This window comes from Helicobacter pylori (genome assembly GCF_006439795.1).
GTDB classification, from domain to species: domain Bacteria; phylum Campylobacterota; class Campylobacteria; order Campylobacterales; family Helicobacteraceae; genus Helicobacter; species Helicobacter pylori_CR.
The window spans coordinates 1-12,772 of sequence record NZ_VEYL01000022.1; the positions used below are offsets into that span (position 1 = coordinate 1).

Genomic DNA, 12,772 nt, shown 5'->3' on the forward strand with positions numbered 1-12,772 from the left:
ATTGGTATTTTAACGCTCCGCTTAAAGTGGTCGCTAAACCTTGGCTTAAGTTCTTGGTGGTGGCTGGCTTTAGGCTTTCTGCGATCTTAGCATCATTCTTAAAAAGCTTATGAAAACCGCTCGCTATGTCAATGTATTCTTTAGCTTTAGGCGTGGTAAAAACTTCATCTTTAAACTCGTTTAGCTTGTTGAAAAAATGCGCTGGGTGTGGTGTTTTGTTCTAGTGTATTGAATATTGAATAATAAATTTAAATAAGGCTTTTTGAGTATTGATATTTGATTGGAGCAGAGCCTTTCAATATTTTAAAAAGGCTAATCAAAAATATCCATCAAGGATAAATGCTAGTAAATTCTAAAACCATAGGTGATGTTAAACATTATATGGCTTCGGTCAGAATACACATTGTGTGTTAAAGGCTGTGTCCCAGGCCCGTTAGGATCGGTTGGAACATACATGCCACAATACCCAATACAATAGCCTTTTTTGGTGATATTGCCATAATATTCTAATTTCAAATCCATTCTAATATTATATTTATTAGAAAAATAACTCAAAAAGAGCGCGAGACTCCTTTCATCAGCCCTTGGGCTATCCGTCCAACGGCCTAAAATTTTCCAACTAAACCCTCTATATTGTGAACCTACATACAAAAACCCATTGATAACATCAGCGCCAACAATATTGTTAATTTCTGCGTCATAAATACTATTCGTCCAAATGTTATACCCCAAAGGATCCCCATAAATACCTATATCGCCATTAGCATTACCGATATTTTTATAGACACTGCCCCCAAATTGCCACTTATTATAGTAAAAACGGGTGCGGAAAAAATAAGTTTGCCCGCTCTTGCCTAACGGCACTTGTTGGAAGAGGATAATATCATTTTGATTAGCCGGAGTGGCAAAAATGGGGAAAAACCCCACGAAAGTGCCTACAAAACGAAAGCCCTTATTGTTGAAATTAGGGTTGGTGTCATAAGTGATATTAATGCCTGGTGCATACATTCTTTGAAAAATCGCATAAAAATAAGGGTTGATTTTTAGATTGTCTTTTTCATATTTCAAATCAGCTACCATTAGAGCCTTACCGCTTGTATAGTAACGCCCAAAATACCAAAACCAGTCGCTTGACGCTGAAGCCCTAGCGTCTGAATACATCACTCTGAATCTAGTGTCTTTGTATTTGACAAAGCCTTCAACCCCTTGAGTGTAAGAAGTGAACCAATCATACTCTTCAGCATCATAGCGCCCCCCTTTCACGCCAAAACTGAATTTGTCTTTTTTGTAGTTGTAGCTCAAAAAAGCGTTATGCACCATGGCTAAACGAGGTTTTTGCACATTTAAACCGCTATGTCCCGCATACCAACCAATATATTGCCAAAAGATACCCGCCCCAAAAGGATCGGTCCTAGAGCCGGGCTGGCCGTTAGGGATATTGTTGCCTTGATAGGCGGTAGAGTCATAGGGAAGCGCTGCCATCATAGCCCCCACTTCCGCTCTCAAACCCTTGTATAAACCCATACTCAAATTCAATTCACCGAGTAAAGAAGTGTAGCTACCTGTAGGATAAATGTCTTTAGAAGGCTGGTATCTTTGGTTGTTAAAGCCAAACTTGGTATAGCTGCTCACCTTTCCAACAATGCTCATGTTGAATTTATAAGCTTGAAGTTTGGATAAAAAAAGACTAAAAAAAAGCAAAAAAAATAGAGAGTAAGAAAAATATTTCTTAATTTCCAAAACCCTAACTCCCAAAGATATTAAAATAAAAATACAAAAAAGGCATATCTAAGAGATAGGGGAACTCTCTTAGAAACTATAACTGATGTGTGTCATCAAATGGCTTCTGTCTTGGGTAATACTTTTTGCGATACCACCCATGTTTTGAGGACCTTGTGCGAACGCAGAAGATTCAAACAAACCATTATTCAAGTTGAGCGGCTGACCGTTTGGCCCAAGGAAACCGGTTCCAGGGTTGTAACCCGCACGGATTTGGAACTCTAACCATACGAGTTTGAGACCCGCTTTAACATGCTTGCTGAACTGATAGTCTAGATACATACCGATACCATACTCCAAAGCCCTTGGTGCGGTGGTGAAGCGCTGATAAACACTCCAACTGAACTTACCATGCTTGCCTCCACCTTTAACATACTCGGTGAACGCGTCAGCATCGGTAATGTTGTCAATCCCCGCAAACCCTAAGCTGTAGATGCCACCGACCCATTGTTCGATACCATCAAGAGCCACAGGGTTACCCCAAGTACCTAAGTTCATGTTAGGGTTACCAATGTTGAGATAAGCACCACCAACCACAAAGTAGTTGTTAATGTCTATATGGTGGTGCAAATAGAGTGTCGCACCACCAGGACCTTGCAAGCCACGCCACTTACCATTATCCAAGAACGGATCCCAAGTGTTATAACGAGCGGGTGCGTAACGACCGTATTCAGCGTTATTCCAACGATAGTCATACAACGCATAGAAAGTCGTTTTATTTCTAATGCCTATCCCTCTGAACTCAGGATTGGTATCATACTCTACTTTAACACCGGGCAATGTGCCTACTTGCGGGATAAGATACACATAAGGGTGGATCAATAAATTCTTTGTAGGGCGATAAATAATACCGGCTTTATGAATACCCCAAGGCTTTTCACGATAGATAGGGAACAACCACTGGCCGTCAGCGATACCACGACCCCAAGAGCTAAAGAGCAAGAACTTCATCTTATTCGTGAGCTTGAAAGTCCCATAAAACCCTTGGAACAATTGGTAAATCCAATCCATTTGCTCCTGCTCCGTAACATCAAAGCGCCCCATTACCATATGGACTCTGTCGCTGTCATAGGTCAAATTCGCTTTATAAACTTCATAGCGCCTTGAATGCCCAGGCAAGTAGGCGTTAGCCGGATAGTAGTTAGGGAACAAGCCGTTCCACTCACCCATATACATATAACCAATACCTCTAGGGTCAATAATACCACCTGGTCCTTGCTGTTCCCACATTTTAGTGGCGTTCATACAAAGGCTCAAAGAATCAGTGCCACAAGAAGTTTTATCCCAATAGCTTGGGGGGGTAAAATCCTTTGCCCACCTATCATACCTAGTGTTATCATAAACTTGTCCGCCCAAAACACCGCCTAAATTCACGGTCCATCCCCTACCTAAATGCACAGACCCCTCTAGCTTACCCGTAAGGTTAACAAAAGTTTCTGTGGGATAGATACCTTTAACAGGGTTAATAGGCGAACGGTTAAAACCCACTTTGGAGAAGTTGATAAAATCCCCATGCACTTCATAAGTAACCGCCCCTAATGAACCCGTAGTGAACAACAGTGGCAAGGTAAAACGCTTTAGCAATGCAGCCGCAACTTTTCGTTTCTTTAATTTCATTCCTCTTCCTTACTTTACCTGAGAATAGATAAATTACTTTGTAGAAATAATTGTAGCATAAAAGAATATAGATTTAGTTTAAAATCAAGCTAATTTTCTTAAAAATCGCAAAATTTAAAACACAAGTTTATCCTTAAAAGCTTGCTGATGAGCATGCAAATGGATAGGATAATTTTTTAAGACCTAATAATATATTGAAAAAAAGGCTTTTTTAAGGCTCAATAGGGAATTTACTGATACAATAAAAGGCATTGTTTATATAAATTAATAATAAAGGATCAAGAATGAAAAAAATTGGTTTGAGCTTGTGTTTGGTTTTTAGCTTGGGTTTTTTAAAAGCCCATGAAGTGAGCGCTGAAGAGATTGCGGATATTTTCTACAAACTCAACGCCAAAGAGCCTAAAATGAAAATCAACCACACTAAGGGGTTTTGCGCTAAAGGCGTGTTCCTCCCCAACCCACAAGCAAAAGAGGATTTAGATGTGCCACTACTCAATGAGAAAGAAATCCCTGCATCTGTAAGGTATTCTTTAGGGGGCGTGGCGATGGACGATAAAAGCAAAATTAGGGGAATGGCGTTAAAATTGGAAAATCAAAACGCTAGCTGGACAATGGTGATGCTCAATACAAAAATCAATTTTGCCAAAAACCCTAAAGAATTCGCTCAATTTTTTGAGATGAGGATTCCTAAAAATGGCAAGGTGGATGAAGCAAGAATCAAAAAGCTTTACGAAGAAGTCCCTTCTTATAGGAATTTTGCCGCCTATATGAAAACGATAGGGATTAGCTCAAGCGTGGCTAACACGCCTTATTATAGCGTGCATGCGTTCAGGTTTAAAGATAAGAAAGAGAAATTATGGCCTGCGAGGTGGAAATTTGTGCCTAAAGACGGCGTTAAGTATCTTAACCCCCAAGAATTAAAGCAAAAGGATTCAAATTATTTGCTCTCTTCATTCCAACAACACCTTAAAACTAAGCCCATAGAATACCAAATGTATCTGGTGTTTGCGAATCAAAATGATGCCACCAACGACACGACCGCGCTTTGGAAAGGCAAACATAAGGAATTATTGGTGGGGACCTTGAAAGTTGAAAAATACGAAGGAATGGGTTGCAATAAAGACGTGTATTTCCCAGCTGATCTCCCTAAAGGCGTAGAAGCCCCTAATGATCCCTTGTTTCAAATCAGGAATGAAGTTTATGGGATCACTTTTAGCAGAAGGCAATAAAAAGGCTAATGCGAATCAAAATATATAAGTTGGTTGCAAAAATGCGTTTTTATGGGTTTGGGGGAGTGGGATTTTTGTTTAAAACTTTTAAGCACGCCCACTAAAATCACTCGCCCTCTTATTTGAGACACACACTCATGCTGAATGTCAGGCAAAAAATAACGGACATTCAATCCATCTACCACCTTTTTAATGCTATTATCCTAATATTTTATTCCGTATTATGCTATTGGTTTATACTATTGATTTTTACGAAAGCGGTTTATTAGGCATTTCTGTAATTTTGTGATCAAAAAAGTTTTGCGAAATATTAAAAACGCTCTGCCTTTCCATTTGTTGGCGGGTTATCCAATTCAAATCATTGTCTTTGATTTTAGAAATTTCTACACATTCCACTTGCCCGTTAAACAGATCAAAATGCACCACAATAGTGGGAATTTTATCCGTTATCAAACGCCTTTTAGCTTCTAAAACTTTATATTCTTTAATGTCATTGATCCCTTGAAATCCGCTTTGAACTTCTAGTAATAAATGATTGTCTAACAAAAAATCGGCTTTAGGACTTCTTTTAAAGCTTTCTATGCTCTCAAAATTATCACCACCAAAAAATTTGATGGTTTCTTTTTGCGTGTTAAAAAGACAAGCGATAAAATCCTTAAAAAACTCCGCTACCAAAAACCCGCGCATCCACGAAAAACAAACTTCTTCAGGTCTTCTGCCTTGATTATTCAGCTTATAAATAATATGAGTGTCCACTATCTTTGAAAACACTCGCTCTATGGAGTTTTTAAAAAAGCATTCCAATTCATACCCATTATATTTAAAACAATAAATACTATTGATAGCGCTAAAAATTTCAATAAGCCTTTTTTTGAGCGCGTTTAAATCATTGAAATCAACGCAAGGTTGTATGTCTTTAGCACCTAAAAATTCCTTAAACGCATTTTGAGAATTAAAACCCAATAAATTTCTATAACCTTTAAAATCGTTATTATCAAACATTTTTACCCCTTAAAAAATCAAAGACAGCATGAGCGAGCGCTGCACTCAATAAAGGCGGCACGGCATTGCCAATTTGCAATCTTTTAGCGCTAGCGCTCCCATAAAATTTATAATTATCAGGAAAGCTTTGCAATCTTGCTCCCTCTCTAATGCTTAACGCTCTAGAGTCTCTTGGATGGATACACCTAGAACTGCTTGGGGTAGAAAAATTTCTTGTAATAGTGGGGGCTGGTTTTTCCCACCACATTTTGGCATAGGTATTAGTATAACCACTTTTGGGGCGTAAATTTTTGGGCAAATCATCTTTACTCTGTCCGTCTTTTAGCGTTTGCATGATTTTTATAAGTTTCTCATTATTTTTAGGACTGCTATGCTCGCTTAATTCTTTAGAATTCCGCACAAATTCCAAAAAAACATTATCCGCATTTTTAAGATAACCTAAAGCATCACCATTTTCACCGCTTTGAATGGGTGGTAAATCCCCTAAAGCGTCTTTTAGAGAAAAATGCGTTTTTATGGGTTTGGGGAAGCGGAATTTTTGTTTAAAGCTTTTGAGTGCGCCCACTAAAATCACTCGCTCTCTTATTTGAGGCACACCATAATCTAGGGCGTTTAAAATGGCATGCTCTAAAATATAACCTCTCTCTTTAAAAGCGTTACAAATTTGTTTGAATAATTGCCCTTTTTGCATAGACATTAAACCCACCACATTTTCAAAAACAAATATTTTTGGTTTCACTAAATCCAAGAGCCGCAAATATTCTTTAAACAGATTCGCTTTTTCATCCATTTTTCTTTTGCCAAGGGTAGAATAGCTCTGGCATGGTGGTCCGCCTAGTAGGATATCAATTGGAACGCATGGTAAGTTGTGGCAATGAAGTTGCACAATATCGCACAAAATGGTTTGTGCCTCTTTATGATTGGCTTGATAGCTTAAAATGGCATCCTTGTCTATATCATTAGCCCATACTAATTCAAAATAAGGATGCACAGAAAAGCCATAGCTCAATCCTCCAGCACCACAAAAAATATCTGCTACTTTATACAAGTTCTATTTTTTTCCTTTCATCTAAACCCATGCTTTATTTTAAATGTATCTAGTAACTTAAAGCCCTTTTTTTGAGATTGGGTTAAGATTGCTTCTTCAATCTTTTAAAGTTCCGCTAGGTTTGTCAATCGCCTTTCTATGGATGGCCTTTTCTCTGTTTTGAGCTTTTTGAGTGATATTGGCATGCTCATCTTTAATATCATTTGGCCAATCTTTGCCCTGCTCTTGCACATTCCATTCGGGTAATGCGTCATGGTTATTGTTTCTATAATCCGTCAGGCAAGCTTGCTCTAAAAGTTTATAGCTGATGCTTGCGTCTTTGATTGCATGAAAACCAAACAAGCCTTTCACTTGAGTTTCAAAATTAGGCTGATAAATCATGTAAAATTCTATTTTAGCCCCTGTGAGTATTGTGTGATAAAGAAAATACCACACGCCAAAACTTCTAATACTAGGCCTCCCTTTGACTCCTCCATCTTTATAAATATTGAGCGTGCTTTTAATCCCACCATCCGCTTGAGAACCACCAATTTTTTTAATCTCACCATCCACTACAATTAAATACACTCTAGCCACATTTTGAGTTAAAATATTTTGAGATAAAGATTGATTGTTTTCATCTTTTAAATCCTTAAGATAGTTGAAATTTAACTTTGTGCTGTCTTTCACATATTCTACATCAGCGATTTTAAAGGCAGTTTTGACTCCGCTAATATGTATTTTACTCCTTGATAATCAATAACTCATGAGATTGTTTGACATGGTTATTATCGCCTCTTTCTAAGCGGTTTTTACCCATTCTGGTTTCGCCTTGTCCCATAGTGTATTGCCAAGAGGGTTCTAAAATTTTAAAATCTTTATAAGCATTCCTTACAAATTCGCAGTCATTATAACTTAAAATAAATGGCCCTTTATGCCTTTTTAACATGTGAGCTAACACTTCATGTTTAAAACCATTATGGTGGATAGGAAAATTACGCATAGGATAAATCCCCTTAAACATTTTAGAATTTTCTAACACATAAGGGGGGTCAAGATAGAAAAAATCATTAGGATAAGCGAGCAACACTTCTTCAAAACTAGAGCATTCCACCTTTAAACTAGGGGCGTTAAAACCTTTAATTTTTAAAAGAGCGTTTAGATAGCGTTGTTTGTCAGCGTAAATTTTACTCATCCACCCTAAAAATCCTGGCCCATAGCTTAAATTAAAGTTAAAGTAATAATCTCTAGCCAAAATTAAAGGGTCTAAAACGCATTCTTTTTTATAGTGGGCTTTTAACTCTTGTTTGATAATGCTGTAAGTTTCTTGCGTAGGTTCCAAAGAGAGCAAATGATTATAAAGAGCTTGTTTGTCTTTGAGCAGCGCTTGATAAAAATTCACTAAAATGTCAAAAATATCAAAGCCTAGCACTTCCAAACCCAACTCTGCCGCGCATGCAATTTCTACGCTCCCCCCACCTATAAAAGGGCTAATAATCCTACGCATGCCATTAGGTATATACTCCACTATTAACCCTACAGCTAAAGACTTGCCCCCACCATATCTTAAAGGGGCTTTTATGTAGCGTTTGTAACGCCCATTATTGGAGCGTAAATTGCGCAAAAAAACATCTTTTTTACTAGCGTTTTGGTTGAATAAATTGGCATGCATTCCAAAAAATTCTATTTATTTTTTCGCTTTATTTTTTCGCCCTTTTCCTCATGTTAGGGTCTAAAATCTTTTTCCTGATCCTTAAATTCAAGGGGGTAACTTCTAGAATCTCATCTTCTTCAATCCATTCTAACGCTCTTTCTAACACCATAGCCCTAGGCGGGGTGAGTTTGATCGCATCATCGCTCCCGCTCGCCCTCATGTTGGTTAAATGCTTGGATTTGATAGGATTGACATCTAAATCATTATCCCTGCTGTGCTCGCCTATGACCATGCCCACATAAACCTTCGTTTGAGGGTTGATAAAAAGCGTGCCTCTTTCTTGGATATTGAAAAGGGAAAAAGCGGTCGCTTCGCCATTTTCCATGCTGATTAGCGCCCCATTTTTGCGCGATTCCACGCTCCCGCTGAAAGGGCGGAATTCCAAAAAGCTATGATTCATCACGCCTTCGCCCTTAGTGTCGGTCAAAAACTCGCTCCTATAGCCGATAAGCCCTCTTGCAGGAATTTCAAATTCTAATCTTGTATAGCCGTCGCTCATGGGATTCATCGCTTTCATCTCGGCTTTTCTTTTGCCTAATCTCTCAATGATAGCCCCGCTAAAATCTTGGGGCGTGTCAATCACTAGATGCTCAAAAGGCTCGCATTTAACACCATTTTCTTCTTTAATAATGACTTCAGGGCGTGAAATGCTAAATTCAAACCCTTCACGGCGCAAATTTTCAGCTAAAATAGTGATTTGCAATTCCCCACGCCCGCTCACTTTAAACTTACCTTCGCCCATTTCTTCGCATTTCATAGCGATATTGGTTTGCATTTCTTTTAAGAGCCTATCTTTCAATTTATTAGCAGTAACATGCTTTCCTTCTAACCCGGCTAAGGGCGAATCATTGACGGCAAAATACACGCTCATCGTAGGCTCTTCTAAATGCATGGGATCTAAAGGCATGGGGTTAGTAGGATCAACGACGCTATCGCCCACATCCATTGCGTTAAAGCCGGCAATCGCTACAATATCGCCCGCATAAGCGTTTTCAATCTCAGTCCTAGCCAGCCCTAAAAAACCTATAAGCTTAGTGATACGGCCATTTTCTTTACTTCCATCGCTTTTCATCAACAGCACGCTTTCATTCTTTTTAACCGAACCGTTAAACACTCTAGCGATACCGATTTTGCCTACATAATTGTCATAATCAAGCGTGAAAATTTGCATTTGTAAAGGCTCATCAACGCTCCCGCTAGGGCTTGGCACATGCTCTAAAATCGTTTCAAACAAAGGCTCTAAATTTTTCTTTTCATCGTCTAAACTTTTCATCGCATAGCCATCTCGTGCGGCGGCATAGACCACAGGGAAATCCAATTGTTTATCGCTAGCCCCCATCGCTACAAACAAGTCAAAAACTTCATCCACCACCCTATCTGGTTCAGCGGCAGGCTTATCAATTTTATTCACCACCACAATAGGGCAAATCCCAAAACTCAAAGCCTTTTTAACCACGAATTTAGTTTGAGGCATGACCCCTTCTTGAGCGTCCACTAAAAGCAACACCCCATCCACCATTTTTAAAACGCGCTCCACTTCGCCCCCAAAATCAGCATGCCCAGGAGTGTCAATGATATTGATTTTAGTGTCTTTGTAATAAATAGCGGTGTTTTTAGACAGGATAGTAATGCCTCTTTCTCTTTCCAAATCGTTGCTGTCCATCACCCTTTCATCCACTTTTTCCCTCTCACTAAATGTGCCAGATTGAGAAAGTAAGCCATCCACTAAAGTGGTTTTCCCATGATCAACATGCGCGATTACAGCGATATTTCTAATATTTTTCATGAATGTCCTAACAAGCAAAATTGAAATTAGAAGTATAACACAATATTATAATAGCCCCAAATGGCGGAATTTTTTGGCTAAATCCTGTTCTATGAAATGGCTTTTATGGGCTTTTAGAAAATTTTCATTCTTAGGCGGCATGAAATCGTCATTATCCCTATAAAAAAAGATAAAATAATTTTTCTTTAAATAATAAGCCAAATGGATCAAAAACGAATCCCCCCCTATATACAAATCGCTTTCTAAAATCAGGTTTTTAACTTCTTCTAAACTGGTTTTAGCGCGATAGTGAGCGACTTTATCTTTTAAAAAAGCGTATCGTTCTTCAAAATCTAAAAGCGTAACACAAAAGGGTTTTAAAAGTTTTAAAACGATTTTTAAATGCTCTAAAGAAATATTCCTATCATTTTCTCTTGTGAAAGGGTTGATCAAAATCTTTTTGGGGTTTTTTACACTCATGGAATATTGACTATTATCAAAAACATGCCCATAAATTTGAGAAAACAACTCCTGGCGGTTTTGATAAACGTTTTTAATTTCTTTATTTGGAGTGGTTATGGAAACAAATTTGGCTAAAAGAAAACTTCTAAAATCTTGTTTTTCTAAAATCAAATGTTTGATTTTGTACTTTTTAAGCGTTTTCAACAACCATAAAAAATCCTTCATCGCTAAAAAAACGCCTTGTTTTTTAAGGTCATAAAAAGCGGGGACATTTTCAAAAAGAGGAATGATTTCAAAATGTTTTTCGCATTCTAAAAGCTTGGCGATTTTTAAAGTCAAACGAGTGCCTAGGATTTTAAGGGGCCGTTGCTGTTTGAAAGCGATTTCTTTTAAAAGGCTAAGCGTGATGAGGTTATCCCCTAAAGCCAAAAGACAAGCAACATGCATGGTTTTTCCTGATGGTGAAATGTTTAGGGTCTTTTTTTTCTATCCCCAAATTTTTTAAATAAAATTTTTCATCAAAACTATTGTTAATAAATTGCGTAAATAGGGGCAAGCATTCCAAATCTTTTCTTAAAATTTTATGCGTTTTAAAAAGCGATTCAAAAATGAATTGCATTAAATCGCTGTTTAACAATTCTTTTAACGCATGAGCGTTGATGGGGAAATTTTCTTTTAAAACAAACATGTTCGCGCTGTTTAAAAAAAGGCGTTGCTTATTGTCATAAAAAAAGACAAGCTTTGAAGAAATGAATTTATACACGATTTTTTCTCTAGCCTGATAAAGGCTTAAGGGAGCGACTTGCTGGCAGTCTTTTAAATCAGCGTTAATGAATTGGCTAGGGGCTTTTAATCTGTCTTTTAAAATATCTGAACCCCTAAAAATGGGAATGGTATTTTTTTCTTGCTTGGAGCGTAATTTTTCTTTATTGTTGCCTGTAACAATCCCTAAAGCAAAATGAGCGTTATTTTTTAAAGTCATATGAGGAATGGAAAAAAGGTGGTCTAAAATTTTATTTTCTTTATTAGAGCAATGGATATTAAAAATCTTTTTAGGGTTGTTAAAAAAAGAAGAAGGCGAGCGTTTGAACTTGCTATTTTGATAAAAGCATGAGATTTTTTGATCCTTGTTAGGGGTTTTTTTAAGCACCAAACCCACAGCCTTAGTCATTAGATTTTTAAAAGGTTTGTCAAAATCAATCAGGCTTCTAATGTGAAACTTTAAAGCCATTTCTCGCATTTTGCTAAACGCATCAATATTCAAACAACTTTCGGGTAATAATAGCCCCAAATGAGCGTTTTCTTTTAAACAATTCAAACTCGCTATAAAAAAGAGCGACGCGCTATCTAGGCTTTGAGAGAGATTGAATTTCTGTTTGAAATTTTCTTTTTGGTTTTGGTTGTATTTCTTACCCCATGGCGGGTTGGTGAAAATACAATCAAATTGTGGGGTGTGTTTTAAATTTAAAAAATCTTTTTGCGCAATGTTAGGGCAATCTAAATGATAACGCTCTTTAATGCGCTTTTTAGTCAAAGCGATAGCAAAAGCGTCCGTATCATAGCCATAAATATTTTCAACCTTGAACCCCAATTTTAAAGCATGCATGATAAAATTCCCAATCCCCACAGCCGGATCGCAAAAAATCGCTTGAGAGGCATCAAAATCTTTAGGGAGGGTGAAAAGTTGTTCTACTATTTTATTAGGAGTGTAGTAAATGCCTTCTAAATTTCTGGCGGTGTTAGAAAGTTCTTCTTCATAATAAGAACCCAACTTTTCTAAATCAGAGCTATTTTCTAATATTTTTAGGTATTTTAAAACCAATTCTTGATGGTTATGCGTGCCTTTTAAGGATTTGTTAGCGTATTTGTTAAGCTTGTTTTTCCCTAAATGGTTGCGGCAAAAATCTAAAAAAGAACTCGTTTTCACATAAATTTTATGATCAATTTCTAGTTTCTCTAAAAGATTGGTTTTGATCCAGTTATGCACGCTGCTATGAGAAACATTGATTAAATGAGCGATTTCTTCAATCAAAAGAGCGTTTGAAGGCATTTTCCCCCCTAAAAACTATAAACATAACTCACATTAAACGCCACAAGGCGTTTGAAAAAGAGGGAAGTGTTTAGCCCTTTACCATGCGTTTCATAAAAGGAATTGACTGCTAAAGGGATTTTCAAGC

12 protein-coding genes are annotated in these 12,772 nt (G+C 37.6%); 1 reads left to right on the forward strand and 11 read right to left on the reverse strand.

Features of this window, described 5'->3' with window-relative positions; translation table 11 throughout:
- Nucleotides 1–342: 342 nt before the first annotated feature.
- The gene (gene hofD / locus FIM66_RS07640; protein WP_001901404.1) at nucleotides 343–1,740 is read right to left on the reverse strand and encodes an outer membrane beta-barrel protein HofD; all 1,398 of its coding nucleotides are present in this window, start codon (nucleotides 1,738–1,740) and stop codon (nucleotides 343–345) included.
- 69 nt (nucleotides 1,741–1,809) lie between these two features.
- On the reverse strand, nucleotides 1,810–3,396 hold the full coding sequence (gene hofC / locus FIM66_RS07645) for an outer membrane beta-barrel protein HofC (protein ID WP_140491025.1): 1,587 nt from the start codon (nucleotides 3,394–3,396) through the stop codon (nucleotides 1,810–1,812).
- A gap of 284 nt (nucleotides 3,397–3,680) precedes the next feature.
- On the opposite strand from hofC, the gene FIM66_RS07650 reads away from it, so the two are divergent.
- Nucleotides 3,681–4,625, forward strand: a complete 945-nt coding sequence (locus FIM66_RS07650; RefSeq protein ID WP_140479807.1) for a catalase family peroxidase — start codon at nucleotides 3,681–3,683, stop codon at nucleotides 4,623–4,625.
- Nucleotides 4,626–4,630: 5 nt separating this feature from the next.
- Here FIM66_RS07650 and FIM66_RS08210 read toward each other — a convergent pair whose 3' ends face one another.
- From FIM66_RS08210 to FIM66_RS07695, 9 genes are all read right to left on the reverse strand, one after another.
- On the reverse strand, nucleotides 4,631–4,810 hold the full coding sequence (locus tag FIM66_RS08210; RefSeq protein ID WP_238699412.1) for a hypothetical protein: 180 nt from the start codon (nucleotides 4,808–4,810) through the stop codon (nucleotides 4,631–4,633).
- A gap of 64 nt (nucleotides 4,811–4,874) precedes the next feature.
- Nucleotides 4,875–5,627: a restriction endonuclease gene (locus FIM66_RS07660; protein WP_140479803.1), complete on the reverse strand. Its 753-nt coding sequence runs from the start codon at nucleotides 5,625–5,627 to the stop codon at nucleotides 4,875–4,877.
- The gene (locus tag FIM66_RS07665) at nucleotides 5,620–6,675 is read right to left on the reverse strand and encodes a DNA cytosine methyltransferase (protein ID WP_140600346.1); all 1,056 of its coding nucleotides are present in this window, start codon (nucleotides 6,673–6,675) and stop codon (nucleotides 5,620–5,622) included. The genes FIM66_RS07660 and FIM66_RS07665 overlap by 8 nt, the downstream gene beginning before the upstream one ends.
- A 96-nt stretch (nucleotides 6,676–6,771) precedes the next feature.
- Nucleotides 6,772–7,395: a GIY-YIG nuclease family protein gene (locus tag FIM66_RS07670; RefSeq protein WP_140600347.1), complete on the reverse strand. Its 624-nt coding sequence runs from the start codon at nucleotides 7,393–7,395 to the stop codon at nucleotides 6,772–6,774.
- A 1-nt stretch (nucleotide 7,396) separates the two neighbouring features.
- Nucleotides 7,397–8,326 (reverse strand): DNA adenine methylase, encoded by a 930-nt coding sequence (locus FIM66_RS07675; RefSeq protein ID WP_140600348.1) that lies wholly within the window; start codon nucleotides 8,324–8,326, stop codon nucleotides 7,397–7,399.
- 28 nt (nucleotides 8,327–8,354) lie between these two features.
- Nucleotides 8,355–10,154, reverse strand: a complete 1,800-nt coding sequence (typA, locus tag FIM66_RS07680; protein ID WP_078215990.1) for a translational GTPase TypA — start codon at nucleotides 10,152–10,154, stop codon at nucleotides 8,355–8,357.
- A gap of 45 nt (nucleotides 10,155–10,199) precedes the next feature.
- Entirely contained in the window at nucleotides 10,200–11,042 is an 843-nt protein-coding gene (locus FIM66_RS07685) for a glycosyltransferase family 9 protein (protein ID WP_140548918.1), read from the reverse strand.
- Nucleotides 11,008–12,645: a class I SAM-dependent methyltransferase gene (locus tag FIM66_RS07690; RefSeq protein ID WP_140600349.1), complete on the reverse strand. Its 1,638-nt coding sequence runs from the start codon at nucleotides 12,643–12,645 to the stop codon at nucleotides 11,008–11,010. The genes FIM66_RS07685 and FIM66_RS07690 overlap by 35 nt, the downstream gene beginning before the upstream one ends.
- 8 nt (nucleotides 12,646–12,653) lie before the next feature.
- Nucleotides 12,654–12,772, reverse strand: a 119-nt coding sequence (locus FIM66_RS07695) for an outer membrane beta-barrel protein (RefSeq protein WP_120829512.1), incomplete at its 5' end; no start/stop codon positions are given.